At 72.0% G+C, this 16,264-nt stretch carries 19 protein-coding genes; 9 read left to right on the forward strand and 10 right to left on the reverse strand.

The features are described 5' to 3' along the window. Window positions 1-61: 61 nt before the first annotated feature. Complete coding sequence (samp2, locus tag EYW40_RS11360; protein WP_135821717.1) at window positions 62-259, forward strand: ubiquitin-like small modifier protein SAMP2; 198 nt, start codon at window positions 62-64, stop codon at window positions 257-259. After that, window positions 256-657 (forward strand): GNAT family N-acetyltransferase, encoded by a 402-nt coding sequence (locus tag EYW40_RS11365; RefSeq protein WP_135821718.1) that lies wholly within the window; start codon window positions 256-258, stop codon window positions 655-657. Before samp2 ends, EYW40_RS11365 begins: the two co-directional genes overlap by 4 nt. Before the next feature lie 18 nt (window positions 658-675). On the opposite strand, the gene EYW40_RS11370 is transcribed toward EYW40_RS11365, so the two are convergent. From EYW40_RS11370 to larB, 5 genes are all read right to left on the reverse strand, one after another. Further along, window positions 676-2,055 (reverse strand): phosphoglucomutase/phosphomannomutase family protein, encoded by a 1,380-nt coding sequence (locus EYW40_RS11370; RefSeq protein WP_135821719.1) that lies wholly within the window; start codon window positions 2,053-2,055, stop codon window positions 676-678. Between the two features lie 68 nt (window positions 2,056-2,123). Further along, the gene (locus EYW40_RS11375; protein WP_135821720.1) at window positions 2,124-3,500 is read right to left on the reverse strand and encodes an MEDS domain-containing protein; all 1,377 of its coding nucleotides are present in this window, start codon (window positions 3,498-3,500) and stop codon (window positions 2,124-2,126) included. A 56-nt stretch (window positions 3,501-3,556) separates the two neighbouring features. Continuing rightward, window positions 3,557-3,832 (reverse strand): GIY-YIG nuclease family protein, encoded by a 276-nt coding sequence (locus EYW40_RS11380; RefSeq protein WP_135822061.1) that lies wholly within the window; start codon window positions 3,830-3,832, stop codon window positions 3,557-3,559. An 82-nt stretch (window positions 3,833-3,914) separates the two neighbouring features. Further along, window positions 3,915-4,064 carry a DUF7563 family protein gene (locus EYW40_RS20510; RefSeq protein WP_162991479.1) on the reverse strand — a complete coding sequence of 50 codons (150 nt, stop codon included), beginning with the start codon at window positions 4,062-4,064 and terminating at the stop codon, window positions 3,915-3,917. Window positions 4,065-4,223: 159 nt separating this feature from the next. After that, the gene (larB, locus tag EYW40_RS11385; protein WP_135821721.1) at window positions 4,224-5,000 is read right to left on the reverse strand and encodes a nickel pincer cofactor biosynthesis protein LarB; all 777 of its coding nucleotides are present in this window, start codon (window positions 4,998-5,000) and stop codon (window positions 4,224-4,226) included. A gap of 173 nt (window positions 5,001-5,173) precedes the next feature. Here larB and EYW40_RS11390 point away from each other — a divergent pair, with 173 nt between their 5' ends. After that, the gene (locus EYW40_RS11390; RefSeq protein ID WP_121816411.1) at window positions 5,174-5,341 is read left to right on the forward strand and encodes a DUF1931 family protein; all 168 of its coding nucleotides are present in this window, start codon (window positions 5,174-5,176) and stop codon (window positions 5,339-5,341) included. Between the two features lie 39 nt (window positions 5,342-5,380). Here the strand turns inward: EYW40_RS11390 and rpiA are convergent, their stop codons facing one another. After that, window positions 5,381-6,067 (reverse strand): ribose-5-phosphate isomerase RpiA, encoded by a 687-nt coding sequence (rpiA, locus tag EYW40_RS11395; RefSeq protein ID WP_135821722.1) that lies wholly within the window; start codon window positions 6,065-6,067, stop codon window positions 5,381-5,383. A gap of 116 nt (window positions 6,068-6,183) precedes the next feature. Here rpiA and EYW40_RS11400 point away from each other — a divergent pair, with 116 nt between their 5' ends. From EYW40_RS11400 to EYW40_RS11410, 3 genes are all read left to right on the forward strand, one after another. Next, the gene (locus EYW40_RS11400) at window positions 6,184-6,933 is read left to right on the forward strand and encodes an ABC transporter ATP-binding protein (RefSeq protein WP_135821723.1); all 750 of its coding nucleotides are present in this window, start codon (window positions 6,184-6,186) and stop codon (window positions 6,931-6,933) included. Continuing rightward, complete coding sequence (locus EYW40_RS11405) at window positions 6,930-8,162, forward strand: ABC transporter permease (RefSeq protein WP_135821724.1); 1,233 nt, start codon at window positions 6,930-6,932, stop codon at window positions 8,160-8,162. The genes EYW40_RS11400 and EYW40_RS11405 overlap by 4 nt, the downstream gene beginning before the upstream one ends. Before the next feature lie 357 nt (window positions 8,163-8,519). Beyond that, on the forward strand, window positions 8,520-8,897 hold the full coding sequence (locus tag EYW40_RS11410) for a hypothetical protein (RefSeq protein WP_135821725.1): 378 nt from the start codon (window positions 8,520-8,522) through the stop codon (window positions 8,895-8,897). Between the two features lie 16 nt (window positions 8,898-8,913). Here EYW40_RS11410 and EYW40_RS11415 read toward each other — a convergent pair whose 3' ends face one another. Further along, a complete protein-coding gene (locus EYW40_RS11415; protein WP_135821726.1) occupies window positions 8,914-10,005 on the reverse strand; it encodes an aminopeptidase in 1,092 nt (363 codons plus the stop codon). 109 nt (window positions 10,006-10,114) lie between these two features. Here EYW40_RS11415 and glmM point away from each other — a divergent pair, with 109 nt between their 5' ends. The 3 genes from glmM to EYW40_RS11430 all read left to right on the forward strand — a co-directional run bounded on the left by glmM (window position 10,115) and on the right by EYW40_RS11430 (window position 12,735). Further along, window positions 10,115-11,425 carry a phosphoglucosamine mutase gene (gene glmM, locus EYW40_RS11420; RefSeq protein ID WP_135821727.1) on the forward strand — a complete coding sequence of 437 codons (1,311 nt, stop codon included), beginning with the start codon at window positions 10,115-10,117 and terminating at the stop codon, window positions 11,423-11,425. 72 nt (window positions 11,426-11,497) lie between these two features. Next, the gene (locus EYW40_RS11425; RefSeq protein ID WP_135821728.1) at window positions 11,498-12,085 is read left to right on the forward strand and encodes a hypothetical protein; all 588 of its coding nucleotides are present in this window, start codon (window positions 11,498-11,500) and stop codon (window positions 12,083-12,085) included. Beyond that, window positions 12,082-12,735 (forward strand): DUF2238 domain-containing protein, encoded by a 654-nt coding sequence (locus tag EYW40_RS11430; protein ID WP_135821729.1) that lies wholly within the window; start codon window positions 12,082-12,084, stop codon window positions 12,733-12,735. Before EYW40_RS11425 ends, EYW40_RS11430 begins: the two co-directional genes overlap by 4 nt. Here the strand turns inward: EYW40_RS11430 and EYW40_RS11435 are convergent. The 3 genes from EYW40_RS11435 to EYW40_RS11440 form a co-directional block, all read right to left on the reverse strand. Then, window positions 12,732-13,856: an ORC1-type DNA replication protein gene (locus EYW40_RS11435; protein WP_135821730.1), complete on the reverse strand. Its 1,125-nt coding sequence runs from the start codon at window positions 13,854-13,856 to the stop codon at window positions 12,732-12,734. The genes EYW40_RS11430 and EYW40_RS11435 overlap by 4 nt on opposite strands. Before the next feature lie 127 nt (window positions 13,857-13,983). Continuing rightward, complete coding sequence (locus EYW40_RS19630) at window positions 13,984-14,142, reverse strand: hypothetical protein (protein WP_161973198.1); 159 nt, start codon at window positions 14,140-14,142, stop codon at window positions 13,984-13,986. Window positions 14,143-14,185: 43 nt separating this feature from the next. Then, window positions 14,186-16,252, reverse strand: coding sequence for a MutS-related protein (locus EYW40_RS11440; RefSeq protein ID WP_135821731.1), 2,067 nt, complete (start codon window positions 16,250-16,252; stop codon window positions 14,186-14,188). Window positions 16,253-16,264 lie beyond the last annotated feature (12 nt).

Below are 16,264 nucleotides of genomic sequence, written 5' to 3' on the forward strand. Positions count from 1 at the left end.
CGTTTGCGGTCCCGGCGGCCGGGACGACACGCTTACGGCCCGCCGACGGCAACCGCTCGTCATGAACGTCACCGTCGAGGTCGCCGGCGAGGGGACGCGGGAGGTGTCCGTCGAGGACCCGACGTACGCCGACCTGCTCGCCGCGGTCGACCTCTCGCCCCACGAGGCGACGGCGATGGTCGACGGCCGGCCGGTGCCGGAGGACCAGCCGGTCGAGGCCGAGCGCGTCACCGTGGTCAGGCTGATAAAGGGCGGATGAGCGGCGGGAGCGACGCGGGGCCGCCGGACGGCGTCGCCGTCCGCGAGGCCCGCCCCGACGAGCGCGTCGCCGTCAGGCGCGTGATCGATGCCGCGATGCTCGAACCCGGCGACGTGGCGGGCGCGATCGACCGCGGGGACGCGCTCGTCGCCGTCGCGGACGGCCGGGTCGTCGGCGCGCTCGTCCTCGAACCGCGGACGGAGGGCGCACACGTCGCCGCGGTCGCCGTGACGCGCTCCCGCCGCGGGCAGGGGATCGGGACCGCGCTGGTCGAGGTGGCCGGCGAGCGCGCCGCCCGGCTCACCGCCGCGTTCGACCCGTCCGTGCGGCCGTTCTACGAGTCGCTCGGCTTCGCCGTCGAGCCGGCCGGTGACGGACGGTTGCGTGGCGTTCGATAGCGGACGCCGCCGCGCCGCTCAGACCAGCGGCTCGACCAGTTCGCGCCCCTCGGCGAGCAGCGCCTCGACGCGCTCCTCGCTGTCGGCCTCCGCGTACACGCGGAGCTTCGGCTCCGTGCCGCTCGGGCGGACGAGCGTCCACGAGCCGTCCGAAAGCAGGAGTTTGAACCCGTCGACGGTGACGACGTCCTCGACGGCCGCGCCGGCGACCGCGTCGGGGATGACCTCCTCCAGGTCCGCGATGACGCGCTCCTTCTCGGCGTCCGGGCAGTCGACGCTGACCTTCCCCTGGTGGATCTCGCCGTGCTCGTCGAGCAGGTGGTCCACGCGGGCGTCGAACGGCTCCTCGGCCGCGACGGCCCCCGCCAGCAGCGCCGTCAGCACGCCGTCCTTCTCGCGGACGTGGCCGCGGACGGTGAAGCCGCCGCTCTCCTCGCCGCCGACCAGCGCGTCGTGGTCGGCCATCGCCTCGGCGACCCACTTGAAGCCGACCGGCGTCTCGACGACGGCCTCGCCGTGGGCCTCGGCGACGCGGTCGACCAGGAACGTGGTCGAGACGCTGCGGACGGCCGGGCCGGTGTCGCTCTCCAGCAGGTAGTCGTACAGCGCCGCGAAAAAGAGGTTCTCGTCGAGGAAGCCCCGCTCCGGCGTGACGACGGCGAGCCGGTCGGCGTCGCCGTCGTTGGCGATCCCCAGGTCCGCGTCGCCGTCGCGGACGGCCGCTATCAGGTCCGACAGGTGCTCCTCGCTGGGCTCGGGGGACGCGCCGCCGAACTCGGGGTCGCGGTCGCAGCGCAGGCGCTCGACGGTCGCGCCCGCCCGCTCCAGCAGGGCGTCGGTCGTCCCGCGGCCGCTCCCGTGGATGGCGTCGTAGGCGACCGTCAGGTCCGAGAGGTCGGCGTCGACCAGGTCCATCGCGTGGTCGGCGTGGGGGGTCGCCAGGTCGACCTCCCGGACCGTCCCGTGGTCGGCCTCCGGGAGCGGGTCCGGCTCGGCGAGGCGGGCCTCGACGGCGTCCGTGACCTCCGGCAGCGCCGGCGCGCCGTCGGCGGGGATGAACTTCACGCCGTTGTACTCCGGCGGGTTGTGCGAGGCCGTCACCATCATCGCGCCAGCCAGGTCCCGCTCGACGATGGCCCAGGCGACCAGCGGCGTCGGGCGGTCGCGCTCGGGCAACAGCACGTCGTGGCCGTTGGCGGCGAGCACGCGGGCGAGTTCCTCGGCGAACCCGCGGGAGCTCTCGCGGGCGTCGTACCCCACCGCGACGGAGTCGTCCCCCCGGCCCTCGTCGGCGAGGTACGTCGCGACGGCCTGCCCGACCATCCGCACGCGGGGGGCGGTGAACTCCTCCAGGGTCGTCCGCCACCCGTCGGTCCCGAACGATATCGGCGTCTCCATACCGGCCCAACGCCGCCGAGGGCGAAAAAACCCCCGCGATCCGGGGGCTGGGCCGACCGCCGGGACGGTCACTCGAAGGCGCGGCGCAGTTCGATCCGGACCTGACAGTCCCCGTCGTCGGGGAACGAGAGGCTCCCGCCGCTGTTTTCGACGATCCACTTGACGAGCCAGAGGCCGAGGCTGCTCCCGTGGTCGAGTTGCGTCTCGTACTCCTGACGGAGCGCCCGCCGGTCGATCTCCGGGATGGGGCCGCCGGGGTTCCGGACGTCGAGCCGCACGAGCGCGGGGGACGGGGCCGAGATGCGCAGGGCGACCGACGGGGGGTCGGCGTCGGCGTGGACGACGGCGTTCGTGACCACCTCCTCGAGCGCCCGGTCGAGGTGCTTGTCGGCGTGGACCCGCACGTCGGCGTCGCCCGTGACCGCGACTTCGGCGTCCGGGTGGGCGTCCGCGACCCGGCCGACGGCCCGGTCGACCACCGAGCCGAGGGCGACCCGCTCGACGTCCGGTTCGGCGATGCTCCGCTCGACGTACCTGGCTTTCTCCGCGAGGTCGACGACGTCCTCGGCGCACTGCCGCGCGCTCGCCAGCCGCTCCCGGCCGGCGTCGTCCAGCCCCGCGCTCTCCTCGACGAGTTCGAGCAGGCCGTGGATCGCGTTCAGGTCGTTCCGGATGTTGTGCCGGAGGACCCGCGTGACGACCGACAGGCGCTGCTCCCGGCGGTGTATCTGCCGCCTGGCCTGGGCCAGGTCGTACGTCTGTTCGAGCATGAGCCTGGCGTTCGTCTGCGGGTCGGCCATGGACCGGTACTGCTTCGGCGGGATGTAGTACGGGTTCTCGCAGACGGCGTTGCGGTAGACGATCTGCTCGTGGGTCCACAGCGCCTTGGCCGCCGACTCGCCGCTGAACCGCCGGAGGTCGTACTGGCACAGCGCCATGACGGGGAGGTCCGGACAGCAGGCGTCGAAGTCGGCCTCGAAGTCGACGACGTGGTCGAACGTCTCGTCCGTGTGGAACGACCACGTGTTCTCCCCCGCCACCCAGAGCCCGTCGTACCCGTCCGCCACGCTCCCCTCGCAGGCCGCCCGCAGTTCGTCTATCATGCGGTCGGGGTCGAACCCGGCGTCGAGATACACCTCCGACGCGTCGCGGATCGCCAGGTCGCCGGCCTCGATCCGGGCGTCGACGTCGATCTCGAGGGAGCGAAGCGCCGCCCTGATCCGGGCCGCGTCGTTGTCGTCGACCAGATACAGACAGCGGTGCCCGGCCTGCAGTCCCCGGTCAACGTAGGCGGCCACGGCCGCCAGTTGCGCGTCGGTCGACTCGTAGAAAAGCGCCAGGTGGCGGGCGAGGTCGCTCCGGGCGAGGTCCGCCCGGAGGTCGGCGATGCTCCGCCCGGACCTGCCGACGTCCGCCGTCTCGGCCGCCGTGGCGGGTTCGGTCATCGGGTCGTAGTTACCACACTGTAATCATAAACCATTCGGGCGGCCGGAAAGCGCCGTCACGGCGCGTCGCCGCCCGGGCCGCGGTCGCCGTCGATCAGGCGCTCCTTGGCCGCCCGGGACAGCGACTTGACCTCGTGCTCTCGGGACATCGCGGCGGACTTCGAGTCGAACGACTCGACGTGGACGAGTTCCACGGGCGTCCGCCCGCGGGTGTACTTCGCGCCGTCGCCGGCGTCGTGTTCGCGGACGCGGCGCTGGACGTCCGTGGTGTAGCCGGTGTAGAGCGTGTCGTCGGCGCACTCGAGGACGTACACGTAGTGGGACACTGTCAGGTTCGATCGGCGGCGGCGGCCAAAAACGGCGTGATAGAGGAAGGCTTCGCGTGGTGGTCTTCCGCTATCGGTCTCAGTGGCCTCACGAGCCCCGGGCACGCTGTCGTGCGGCCTCGGCGATTCCTGCGTTCGCCGAGCAGCCTGGACAGGCGAAGATGCGCCCGTGCTCGTCTGCGAACACACGCGCGAACCGCTCGGAAACGTGTGCGTCGCAGTGGTCGCATGTGGGCATTGTTGTCAACCGGCACTTCGTTGGCCGGCACCCCGTGCTACGGCTTACTACGGTATATATCCTTTCCAAAATGGGACCCAATTTCGTAGTTTGCAAACTTCCGTTTCTCCTTCGGAAATCAAACCACGTCGATCGCGAGGTAAACACCGAGAACCGAAACTACTGTTTTCCGTTCCGGGTAGATCCGTCGACGGCGCGGGCGATGAGACCGGCCTGCGCGCCGGCGACGAAGCCGGCGTCGACGTTGACCGTCGTCATCGCCGTACACGACTGGAGCATCCCGGAAAGCGCCGCCTCGCCGTCGCCGCCGTGGCCGTAGCCACTGTCGACCGGCAGCCCGATCACGGGCGTGTCGACCAGCCCCGCGACGACGGTCGGCAGCGCCCCCTCGCGGCCGGCCGCGACGACGAGCACGTCCAGTTCCCGGAGCGCGTCCACCTGGTCCAGCACGCGGACGATGCTCGCGACGCCCACGTCGTCGACCCGCTCGACGGACGCGCCCATCTCCGACGCGATGGCGGCGGCCTCGCCCGCCGGCCCCGCATCGGCGGTCCCGCCGGTGACGACCCCGACGATCGCGTCGAGGTCCGGCGGTTCGAACCCCTCGTCGCGGGCGACGAGCACCCGGGAGCGCTCCCGGTACTCCACGGACGCGTCGGGGCGCTCGTCGCCCAGTCGCTCGCGGACCGCCGCCACGTCGTCGCCGTCGACGCGGGTGGCGATCCCCCGGCCGGTCGTCTCGACGGCCGTCGCGACGAGTTCGGCGACCTCGTCGGACGTCTTCCCCTCGCCGTAGACGGCCTCCGGGACGCCGCTGCGCTGCTCGCGCGCCGCGTCGAACCGGCCGGCCTCGCCGGTCGCGTACCCCCGCAGTTCGGCCTCGGCCTGGGCCGGCGTGCAGTCGCCGGCCGCGACGGCCTCCAGTAGCTCGCGCATACCACCCCGTGGGCGGCCGAGCCACTCCTGCCTGTCGTTCCCCGCCGGCGACGTTCCCCCGGGTGGCCACCCCTCACGCCTGCGACACGATCCCACGCTGTACGCCCGACTCAGGGCCGCTCGCCGCTCTATTTGGGAAACCTTATAAAGGGTGGCGGGCAACTCCAGTTCGTATGGCAGACCTCATTGTCAAAGCAGCCGTCAAGGAAGCGCTCGACGACAAGAACGTTGCCTCGGACTTCTACGAGGCCCTCGACGAGGAGGTCGACGAGCTCCTCGCCGACGCCGCGGACCGCGCCGAGGCCAACGACCGGAAGACGGTGCAGCCGCGCGACCTGTAAGCAGGCTCTCCGACCTTCGAACCTGACCGGCGTAGCCGCTCAGGGTTTTTTGGCGTCGACGCCGTCCCCGTGACCGACGAGTATCTCGTCCGCCATCCCGACGAACAGCCCGTGCTCCACGACGCCCGGCACCGCCGACAGCCGCGCCGCCAGCCCGCCGGGGTCGTCAATCGCCCCGAAGTCGCAGTCGAGCACGAGGTTGCCGTTGTCCGTGACGACCGGGCCGTCCTTCCCCTCGGCCGCCCGGAGCGTCGGCTCGCCGCCGAACCCGCGTACCCTCTCGGCGGCGAGCGACCGGGCGTCCGGCAACACCTCCACCGGGACCGGATGGTCCAGCGCGTCGGCCGCCTTCGAGGGGTCCGCGACGACCACGAACCGCTCGGCCGTCGCGTCGACGACCTTCTCGCGGGCGTGTGCCGCGCCGCCGCCCTTCACGAGGTCGCCGCCGGCGAACTGGTCCGCGCCGTCGATGGCGAGGTGGACCGTCTCGACCTCGTCCAGCCCGACCAGCGGGATCCCGGCGTCGATGGCGAGTTGACGCGACTGAAACGAGGTCGGCACGCCGCGGACGTCCGCCCCCGCGTCGACCGCCTCGCCGACCGCCCGGATGGCGTGGGCCGCCGTGCTCCCTGTGCCCAGCCCGACGACCATCCCGTCCGCGACCGCCTCGGCCGCCCGCTCGCCCGCCCTGCGCTTCGCCGCCGTCGATCCGCCGCGTTGCTTCATACCGACGACCCCGCGCCGCAGGGGCAAAAAGCCCGGGCGGTCCGAGCGCCGCTCATGGCCCGGGACCGCGGGGTGGCGCGGGTCACGCTTTTCCTCGATCCCGCCCTAGCGCGTGCATGGCAGACGATCCCGCCGCCACGGCCGCCGAGCGCGACGACACGGCGGCCGACCCCGCCATCTCGCTGTCGGGCGTCCGCAAGACGTACCGCGTCGGCGAACCCGTCCACGCGCTGGACGGCGTCGACCTGACGCTCCCCCGCGGCTCCTACACCGCCGTCATGGGGCCGAGCGGGTCGGGCAAGAGCACGCTGCTGAACCTCGTCGGCTGCCTCGACACGCCGACGGAGGGGACCGTCGCCGTCGGCGGCACGGACGTGACGGCGCTGTCCGAGGGGGCCCGGACCGACCTCCGCGGCGACGAGATCGGGTTCGTGTTCCAGACGTTCAACCTCATGCCCCGCCTCACCGCGCGGGAGAACGTCGCCATGCCGCTCGTGTTCCAGGGCGTGCCCGCCGCCGAGCGCGAGCGGCGGGCCACCGCGATACTGGACCGCGTCGGCCTCGGGGACCGCGGCGACCACCGCCCGAACGAGCTGTCGGGCGGCCAGCGCCAGCGCGTCGCGCTCGCCCGCGCGCTGGTGACCGAGCCGACGCTCGTGCTGGCCGACGAGCCGACCGGCAATCTGGACACGGAGACGGGCGCGACGATCATGGACCTGCTCGACGAGATACACGCCGACGGGAACACCCTGCTGGTCGTCACCCACGAGCGCCACATCGCCGAGCGCGCCGAGCGGATCGTCCACCTGCTGGACGGCCGCGTCGAGCGGGTCGAGCGCGTCGGCGACGCCGAGGTGGCCGGATGAGGCTCCGCGAGAGCGCCCGGCTCGCCTGGCGGTCGATCCGCGGCCACAAGCTCCGGTCGACGCTGACCACGCTCGGGGTGATCATCGGCGTCGCCGCGGTCATCACGTTCGTCACGCTCGGCGTCAGCCTCTCGGCGGGCATCCTCGGGGAGGTCGGCGCGGAGGACGCCAGCACGGTCTACGTCTGGGCCAGCCCGCCGGACCAGGAGGGCGGCCCCGGGCAGGGCGCGGAACTCGTGTTCACGCCGCGGGACGTCGAGCGCCTTAACGACCTCGAACACGTCGAGGCCGCGTTCCCGTGGTCGCCGGTGCCCACCGAATCCGTCGCCGCCGGCAACGAGACGGTGCCGCTCAGGCAGGGGGTGTACGCCACCGGCGAGGCGTACCTCGACCCGGCGGACGTGGGCGAGGGCCGCCGCTTCGCATCGGGCCAGCGCGAGGCCGTGATCAACCCCGCGATGGCCGAGCGGTTCGACCGCAACGTCTCGGTCGGCGACGAGATAGGCGTGACCGTCCCGGGCGTCGGCCGGCAGAACGCCACCGTCGTGGGGATCCTCGCCACCTCGGAGGGCCAGAGCCCGTTCGAGGGCTTCGGCAGCGAGCCCCGCGCCTACCTCCCGGCGGACCCGTACTACACCGCACTCGCCGGCGGCGACGAGGCCCGCTACTACTCCATCGCCGTCCGGGCGACCGGCGTCGAGGACGTCGACGCCGCCCGCGAGGAGACCCGGGCGTACCTGGAGAGCGACGAGTCCGACGCCAGCGAGTTCCTCGGCGACGACCTCGAACTGACGCTGCAGACAAGCGAGGAGTTGCTGGACCAGCTCCGGACCGTCCTCGACCAGCTCACCGCCTTCGTCACCGGGATCGCCGTCATCTCGCTACTCGTCGGCGCGATCGGCATCGCCAACATCATGCTCGTCAGCGTCACCGAGCGCACCCGCGAGATCGGGATCATGAAGGCCGTCGGCGCGCGGAACCGCGACGTGCTGACGCTGTTCCTGACCGAGGCGGTGATCCTCGGCGTCCTCGGCGCGGTCGGCGGCGTCCTGCTCGGGGCGGCCGGCGGCTGGGCGGTCACCGAGTACGCCGACCTGCCGCTCTCCTACCCGTTCGAGTGGTTCGGGATCGCCGTCGCCGTCGGGATCCTCGTCGGGGTCGCCGCCGGCCTCTACCCGGCGTGGCGCGCCGCCCGGACTGACCCGATCGAGGCGCTTCGGTACGAGTAGGGACGACGACCTTTTTCCCGGTCGGGTGCGCCTGCGGCGCACCGCTCCCGGCAAAAATGTCGATCAAAAAACCCCGCTCACTCGCTACCGCTCGTTCGCGGCGAAACGGCGGCTTCGCCGCCGTATGCTTACTCAGTTCGCCTCTACGCCGACTCCTGCCAGCCTGCCCTTCCCCGGGTTGGACGGCTCGGCCCGCAGCAGGGCCTCGCCGTCCGCCCGTCCATCAAGGGGGTTTTCTCCGCGATCGTCCAGTCATCGACAGGACGGGTCGGTGTCGCGCACGTGAGAGCCATCGGTCGCTCGGCAGGCACTTCGACCGAGACGGAGGTTCAAGTGTCACGCTCGTGTGCATATCGTATGAACCGTCGTCAGGTCCTCGCGGTCGCGGGTGCGACTTCGCTGGCTGGCTGTACGGGTTTGTTCGGGACTGAGGAGAGCAGTCGGCTCGATCTCACCGTCCAGAACGAACGCGTCGAGCCGGTTACCGTCCAGGTCGATGTCGTCGATATGGAGGGCACAACCTACGAGGACGAATCCGACCAGGTCGACAGCGGGGTAGCGCGCGCCTTCGAGGTAGTGGTTGGGTCCGAGGGGCGACACGAGGTGACCGTGTCCGGCGACGATTTCCGCGGGCAACTCGCGTGGAGCGCCGACACGTGCGGGCTGTTCGACGGCCGGGTGAGAGTGACCGATGAACTCGTCGAGGTGGCCGGCGAGTGTGTCGATCCACGGTGAGGGGTTGTAGCACCCGTCACTCGGTCTCGCTCCCCTCGAACGCGAAGGTCCCGTTGCGCTGGACCACCTCGCCGTCGACCTCGATCCGGGAGTCCTCGCTCATGTCCACGAGCATGTCGACGTGGACGGCGCTGTCGTTGAACTCGCGACCCTCGGGGACGCACTCCTCGATGGCCTTCCCGAGCGCGAGGTGGACGGTGTCGCCCATCTTCTCGTCGAACAGCATGTTGTAGGAGAACTCGTCGATGCCCCGGTTCATGCCGATTCCGAGTTCGCCGACGCGGCGCGCGCCCTCGTCCGTCTCCAGCACGCTCGTCAGCACGTCCCCGTTTTTCTCCGCGCCGTGGTCGACGACTTCGCCGTCCTCGAACCGCAGGGTCGCGCCCTCGACCTCACGGCCGTTGCGGACCACCGGCAGGTCGAACGTCACCTCGCCGTCGACGCCGTCGGGCACCGGCGACGTGTACACCTCGCCGCCCGGCAGGTTCTCCTTCGCGTAGTCGTTCGCCGCCGCCATGCCGTCGACCGAGAGGGTCACGTCGGTCGCGTCGCCGGAGACGATCCGCACCTCCTCGGCGGGGTCGAGTATCTCCACCATCCGCTCCTGAAACGCCCGCTGGGCGTCCCAGTCGCGGTTCACGGCGTCGTACACGAACGCCTCCCACGCCTCGGTGCTCATCTCGGCCTGCTGGGCGTCGGCCGGCGTCGGGTGCTGGGTGATGACCCACCGCGTGTCGAGCCGTTCCTCCAGGATCGGGCCGTTCGCCCGACTCGCGGCGGCCGACTTCCCCGGATCCACGTCGCTCGTCTCGAAGGCGTTCGTCGCCCCGGTGACCATGATGACGACGTCAGTCTCCTCCATCGCCGCGAGGCGGGGTTCGTTGAGTCGGAAGTCATCGGCGTCCATCGCCCGGGCGTACGCCCGGCCAGCGCGGGAGTTGAGCCAGGAGAGCGACGGGCACGCGCCGACCTCGCCGATCCGCTCGTGGAGCGCGACGACCAGGTCCTCGGCGGGCGTCGGCGCGCGGATCAACACGTCGTCCTCGGCGGCGATGTCGGTGCAGTGGTCGACCAGTATCTCGGCGTGTCGCCTGACCCTCTCGTCCATGGCCGACCCACTCGCGCCCGCCACAAGAACCCCCGCCGGCCTCGGTGAAAGTGGAGCGCACGGCGGCCGACCCGCACCGCTTTTGCCGCCCCGTGTTGTCACCTCGGCTATGTTCGGCACGAGCGGGATCCGGGGACGAGTCGGCGAGGACGTGACGGCGGACCTGGCGCTGTCGGTGGGCCGGGCGGTGGCGGCCGAGGCCGACCGCGTCGTCGTCGGGCGCGACCCCCGGGAGAGCGGCGAGTTCCTCGCGGACGCGCTGGCGGCGGGCCTGCGGGAGTGCGGCACGGACGTGGTGGACCTCGGGCGCGCGGCGACGCCGACCGTCGCGCGCTCGGTCGCGTGGCGGGACGCCGACGCGGGCGTCTCGGTCACGGCCAGCCACAACCCCGCGCCCGACAACGGGATCAAGCTCTGGTCACCCAGCGGGCAGGCGTTCGACGAGGCCGAGCGCGAGGCGGTCGCCGAGCGGGTCCGCGCCGACGACCCGGACCTGTCGGGGTGGGACGGCGTCGGCGACCGGCGGTCGTGGGACGGCGCGTTCGACCGCCACGTCGACACGCTCGCCGACGCCGTGACGGTCGACGACCCGCCCAGCGTCGCCGTCGACGTGGGCAACGGGATGGGCGGCGTCACCGTCGCGGCGCTCTCGCGGCTGGGCTGCGAGGTGGAGACGCTGAACGCCCAGGAGGACGGCGCGTTCCCGGGGCGGCCCAGCGAACCGACCGCCGACAACTGCCGGTCGCTGTGCGCGCTGGTCGAGCGGACGGACGCGGACCTGGGCATCGCCCACGACGGCGACGCCGACCGCATGCAGGCGGTGACCGGCGACGGCGCGTTCGTGTCCGGCGACGTGTTGCTCGCGCTGTTCGGCCGCGCCGCGGCGGGCGAGGGCGACCGCGTCGCCGCGCCGCTGAACACCAGCCTCGCCGTCGACGATGCGCTCGCCGAGGTGGGCGCGTCGCTCACCCGCACCCGGGTCGGCGACGTGTTCGTCGCCGAGGCCGCGACCGACCCCGCGGTCGCCTTCGGCGGCGAGGAGAGCGGCGCGTGGATCTGGCCCGACGAGACGCTGTGCCCCGACGGGCCGCTGGCGGCCTGCAAACTCGTCGAACTCGTCGCCGAGCGGGGCCCGCTGGGCGACCTGGTCGACGGCGTCGAGACGTACCCCATCCGCCGGGACAGCGTGGAGACCGGCGAGAAGGCCGCCGTCATGGAGCGCGTCCGCGAGGCCGTCCTCGCCCGGTACGACGACGTGCAGACGGTCGACGGCGTCCGGGTGGACCTGGGCGACGCGTGGTTCCTCGTCCGCGCGAGCGGCACCCAGCCGCTGGTGCGGATCACCGCGGAGGCCCGCGACCCCGACCGCGCCGACGGGGTCTTCGACGAGGCCGCCGCGCTCGTCGCCGACGCGACCTGACGGGGCGGCCCGTCGTTCCCGGCCGCCCGGACGGCGACCGACCCTTTTGCCGCTCCCCGTGGTACGGCGGCCATGACGTCCCGAAGCACGCTGCTCGACGACCGGCGGATCGGCGTCGCGCTCGCGTGGCTGTTCGTCGGCTTCCTGCTGTTCGCGGTCGTCGAGAGCCTGGTGACCGGCGCGCCGCTGTGGGCCGGCTTCGCCGCCGTCGTCGCCGGCGTGGCGCTGATCCCGGCGGTCGTCCGGCGGTCGGTGACGGCGATCCCGCCGCCCGAACTGCTCGGGCTGGCGGCGCTGCCGGCGGTCGTCCGGACGTACGGGCTGTACACGCAACTGGCCGGCTACGTCGCCGTCGCCTCGCTGGCGCTGCTTGTGGCGGTCGAACTCGACGCGTTCACCGAGGTGGAGATGACGGCCCGGTTCGCCATCGCGTTCGTCGTCATCACGACGCTCGCCGTCTCGGGCGTCTGGACGGTCGTCCGATTCGTCTCCGACGCGACGCTCGGCACGGCGTACATCGCCGACGTGCCCGATATGATGTGGGACATGGTGCTCGCCGCGGCGGTCGGCCTGCTGGCGGGGGTCGGGTTCGAACTGTACTTCCGGCGGCACAGTCCGTCGGCGACGGTCACCGCCGACGGGCGGGAGGAACTCCAGTGAACCTCCGCGACGCCGTCGGCCTCCCCGACGGCGTGCTGTGGCTGGTCGTCCGGGGGATGCAGGTCGCGCTCGCGGGCATCGCCGGCTACGCGCTGGTGACGGTCGACCCCGGCCTCCTCGTCAACGCCGTCCTCCCGCTGGCGGTGTCGTTCACGCCGGAACTCGTCGAGTGGCGCTACGACCACGAGATGGGCGGGGGGCTGGCGCTGTGGATCGCGACGGCCGCGTTCCTCCACACCGTGGGCGCGCTCGGCCCGTACCAGTGGATCGGCTGGTACGACCAGGTGACCCACACCCTGTCCGCGACGCTCGTCGCCGGCGTCGGCTACGCCGTCGTCCGGGCGCTGGACGAGTCCTCGGACGCCGTCGACTTCCCGGCGGAGTTTCGCTTCCTCTTCATCCTCCTGTTCGTGCTCGCGTTCGGCGTCGTCTGGGAGATCGCGGAGTTCGCCTCGGGCGGCCTGGCGAGCCTCGTCGGCGGGGACGCGGTGCTCGCGCAGTACGGGAAACGCGACATCGTGCTCGACCTGACGTTCAACACGCTCGGCGCGGTGGCGGTCGCGCTGTGGGGAACGGGGTACTTCGACGGCGTCGCGACGGTGCTCTCGCGGGGCATCGACGGCGCGTTCGGCCGGCAGGAGGACCGCTAGAGCCGGTCGATCACGGCCTGCGGGTCGTACGCCAGCGCGAGCGAGCGCGAGCGGCCCCGCCCCTCCACGTCGGTGTACTCGGCCTCGACCAGCCCGAGGTTGTCGAGCTTGTTGATGATCTCGGAGTAGCGCGTGTAGCCCAGGTCCGTCTCGTCGTGGAACGCCTCGTACACGTCGCCGGCCTGCTTGCCCTCGTGCTCGGCGATGACGCGGACGAGTTCGGCCTCGCTGTCGCTCAGGTTCTCCAGGCTCCGCGAGAGGTGGACGTACTTGGACTTCTCGTAGGCGTCGTCGACGTCCTCGACGGAGACGGTGCGGCTGGCGCGCATCTCGGCGTTCAGCCCGGCGCGCCGGAGCAGGTCGATGCCGACCCGCAGGTCGCCGCTCTCGGCCGTGAGTTCGGCGACCCGGTCGAGCACCGGCGCGCTCACGACGTCGTCGTGGAAGCCACGCTCGACCCGCTCGGCGAGGATCTCGGCGATCTCGCGCTCGCCGTAGACGGGGAAGTAGATGTCCTCGGGCCGGAACACGCTCTGGACGCGCCCGTCGAGTTCCTCGATGACGTCCAGGTCGGGGTCCGACGAGATGACGATCACGCCGATGCGCGCGCCGCTGTGTTCCTCGTGGGCGCGCAGCAACGAGTACAGCGTGTCCGACGCCTCGCTCTCGTAGAAGAGGTAGTTCACGTCGTCCAGGGCGACGACCAGCACCTCCTCCTCCTCGACGAGCTTCTCGGTGATCTGGTCGAACAGCTTCTTGAACGAGATGCCGCTGGACGGCGGCTCGTAGTCGAACATCGTCTCGAACAGCTGCGAGAACACGGAGTAGCGGGTGGCGTTGACCTGGCAGTTCACCCGGGTCGTCCGCACGCCGGTCTTGCCCGACAGCTCGCCGAACAGCTTCTGGACCGCCGTCGTCTTGCCGGTGCCGGGCGGCCCCCGCACCATGGCGTTCAGCGGCCGGGAGCCCCGGACCGCCGGCCGGAGGCAGTGTTTGAGGCTGTCGACCTGGCTCTCGCGGTGCTTGAACGTCTCCGGAACGTAGTCTATCTCGAAGACGTGCTCGTTCCGGAACACCGACTCGTCCCAGGACAACATCCCCTCCTCGGGGTCGTCGGCCATCACTTTCACCACGCTGCCGGAGCTACTTAGTCTTTCGGCAGACGGGCGTCATACCCGCCGCATTCGGACGTTTTCGGGACTTCCGGCCGGACGTACCACGGCTGGAACCGGTGGTCGGGGATCCGCCCTACGGCCCGAGGATCAGTTCCTCCACGTCGTCGCGCGTCGCCGACTCCCCGTGTTTGTCCTGACGGTGCTGCTGGGCGTTCTCCACGACGACGCCCATCTCGTTGTCCTGCGCGGTGTACTCGCAGTCCGACGCGGGACAGTCGTAGCTGTACGGCATGTGTTCGGCGGACGACGCGCAGCGGCGTAAACGTCGGTGCCGATCAGTCGCCCGCGGACTCGAACTTCTCCAGCAGGCCGCCGTAGAACGCCGCCTCGTGGTCCGCCGCGGCACCGGCCGCGTCCGGCGGTTCGTCGCTGTCCGTTCCCCCGGCCCCGTCGCCGGCCTCCGTCGCCAGTTTCTCGACGATGAGCTCCGGCGTCGACCGCGCGAGGTGGTCCTTCACGGGCGAGCGGTTCACCTGCAGTTCGCCGTCTTCCAGCCCGCGGGCCTCGATGCCGTCGACGGTGACGGGGAAGTCGGCGGCGTCCCGTATCTCGCCCGCGAGGTGAGAGACGAAGACGCCGGTCGCGCCGTTCTCGTGGAGCGCCTCCAGGATGCCCGCGATTATCTTCGCGCTCGCGCCGGGTTCGGTGATGCTCTCCAGTTCGTCGACGAGGACGAGCGACCCCTCGCCGCCGGTCGCCAGGTCGGCGAACTGGCGGACGGTGGACTCGAACGCGCCCGCGTCGAGCGTCCCCTGGGTCTTGGCGTGGTAGTGCAACTCCTCGACGCGCTCGATCCGGGCGGCGTCCGCCGGCACCGGGAGCCCCATGTGGGCGAGCACGACGACCGTCGCCACGAGGTCGAGCGTCGACGTCTTCCCGCCGCTGTTGACGCCCGACAGCAGCGCGACGCCGTCGACGCCGTAGTCGACGGGGTCGACCTCGTCGTGGGGCACGTCGAGCAGCGGCGACCGCCCGCCCTCGATATCGAAGCCGCCGGGGCCGTCGTCGGGGTCGACGACCGTCGGGAGCGTGCAGTCGAAGTCGTCGGCGAACCGGGCGACGGCGAGTTCCACGTCGAGTTCCAGCGCCGCGCGGACGAGCTTCTCGGCCGGCTCACGCAGGTCGGCCAGGTCGTCGGCGAGTTCGCGCTTCAGCCGGGTCGCCCGGCGCTCCTTCGCGGCGGTCAGGTCGTCGCGGAGCCGCGAGACGGCCTCGTCGTTGCGCTCGACGGGGAACGTCGGCTCGTCGGGGAACGCCCGCCGGGCGACCTCCGCCTCGCCGGACTCCAGGTCGAGCGCGTCGACGACGTGGTCGCGGGCGGCGGCGACCGCAGCGGCGTACTCGTCGGCCAGTTCCCGCGACAGCAGCGAGTCGACGCCCGCGCCCTGCTCGACCAGCGAGAGCAGGTCCGACCCCTCGACGGTCACGTCGCGCTCCCGGATCGAGTCGCGGAGGCGGTCGTTGGCGACGCTCTCGGCCGTGCCGACGGCGGCGTCCAGGTCGTCGACCGCGGTCGTCAGGCGGTCGAGTTCGTCGTCGCCGACGACCGTGCCGTCCGCCGCGAGGCGCTCCAGCGCGCCCTCCAGCGCATCCAGGTCGCAGGGGGCGTCCATGCCGGCCTCGCGGTGGACCGCGGCGGCGGCCCGCAGCGGCTCGCGGTTCGCGGCGAAGAAGGCGAGCACGCGCTCGGGCACCACCTCCGCGGGGGTCTCCAGGGCGTCCGGTTGCACCCGCACGTCGCCCTCGACGTCGATGCCGGCGAACGCCTCGTCCAGCGCGATGACGGTGGCGTAACCGCGGGCCAGTTCCGCCAGGTCGCGGGCGTCCTCGACGACTTCCACGCTCAGTTCCGGGACCGCCTCGCGGGCCTCGCTGTACAGTTCGGCGTCGCTGGTGGCGAGACAGCGGTCCCGCACCCTGAGGTCCCCGGGGGTCGACAGCGGCTCGACGCCCTGCAGCGCCTCGGTCACGGCGGGCGTCGGTTCCCGGTCGGTCGCCCGCTCGACGAACTCGCGGACCTCCGCGATCCGAGAGGCGGTGGGGCTGGGGTAGAACGTCTCCAGCCGCCGGGCCGCGTAGTCGGTGACGGTGCGGTCACACAGCAGTTCTAGCACCTCGTCGTACACCTCCCGCGCCCTGTCGGTCGCCAGGAAGCCGCCGGGGTCGTCGTGTTCCAGCCGGATCGCCGCCCGGGCGATGCGGGCGGCGCGCCCCTCGCTGATGCCCGGCGCGTCAGCGAGCGCGGCCACGTCGCCCGTCCGCAGGGCGCGCTCGGCGTCGTCCAGTTCGGCGAGCGACGCCGCGGTCTTCTCGCCGACGCCGGGGATCGCCTCGAACTCCATCACCTCGCCAAT

Origin of the sequence: Halostella litorea, from assembly GCF_004785955.1 — an archaeon.
Classification (GTDB): Archaea; Halobacteriota; Halobacteria; order Halobacteriales; family Natronoarchaeaceae; genus Halostella; species Halostella litorea.

Bases quoted from the DNA above. Each gene is read 5' to 3' on its own strand.
- samp2 (WP_135821717.1), top strand. From the start codon at position 62: ATGAACGTCACCGTCGAGGTCGCCGGCGAGGGGACGCGGGAGGTGTCC.
- EYW40_RS11365 (WP_135821718.1), top strand. From the start codon at position 256: ATGAGCGGCGGGAGCGACGCGGGGCCGCCGGACGGCGTCGCCGTCCGC.
- EYW40_RS11370 (WP_135821719.1), bottom strand. From the start codon at position 2,055: ATGGAGACGCCGATATCGTTCGGGACCGACGGGTGGCGGACGACCCTG.
- EYW40_RS11375 (WP_135821720.1), bottom strand. From the start codon at position 3,500: ATGACCGAACCCGCCACGGCGGCCGAGACGGCGGACGTCGGCAGGTCC.
- EYW40_RS20510 (WP_162991479.1), bottom strand. From the start codon at position 4,064: ATGCCCACATGCGACCACTGCGACGCACACGTTTCCGAGCGGTTCGCG.
- larB (WP_135821721.1), bottom strand. From the start codon at position 5,000: ATGCGCGAGCTACTGGAGGCCGTCGCGGCCGGCGACTGCACGCCGGCC.
- EYW40_RS11390 (WP_121816411.1), top strand. From the start codon at position 5,174: ATGGCAGACCTCATTGTCAAAGCAGCCGTCAAGGAAGCGCTCGACGAC.
- rpiA (WP_135821722.1), bottom strand. From the start codon at position 6,067: ATGAAGCAACGCGGCGGATCGACGGCGGCGAAGCGCAGGGCGGGCGAG.
- EYW40_RS11400 (WP_135821723.1), top strand. From the start codon at position 6,184: ATGGCAGACGATCCCGCCGCCACGGCCGCCGAGCGCGACGACACGGCG.
- EYW40_RS11405 (WP_135821724.1), top strand. From the start codon at position 6,930: ATGAGGCTCCGCGAGAGCGCCCGGCTCGCCTGGCGGTCGATCCGCGGC.
- EYW40_RS11410 (WP_135821725.1), top strand. From the start codon at position 8,520: ATGAACCGTCGTCAGGTCCTCGCGGTCGCGGGTGCGACTTCGCTGGCT.
- EYW40_RS11415 (WP_135821726.1), bottom strand. From the start codon at position 10,005: ATGGACGAGAGGGTCAGGCGACACGCCGAGATACTGGTCGACCACTGC.
- glmM (WP_135821727.1), top strand. From the start codon at position 10,115: ATGTTCGGCACGAGCGGGATCCGGGGACGAGTCGGCGAGGACGTGACG.
- EYW40_RS11425 (WP_135821728.1), top strand. From the start codon at position 11,498: ATGACGTCCCGAAGCACGCTGCTCGACGACCGGCGGATCGGCGTCGCG.
- EYW40_RS11435 (WP_135821730.1), bottom strand. From the start codon at position 13,856: ATGGCCGACGACCCCGAGGAGGGGATGTTGTCCTGGGACGAGTCGGTG.
- EYW40_RS19630 (WP_161973198.1), bottom strand. From the start codon at position 14,142: ATGCCGTACAGCTACGACTGTCCCGCGTCGGACTGCGAGTACACCGCG.
- EYW40_RS11440 (WP_135821731.1), bottom strand. From the start codon at position 16,252: ATGGAGTTCGAGGCGATCCCCGGCGTCGGCGAGAAGACCGCGGCGTCG.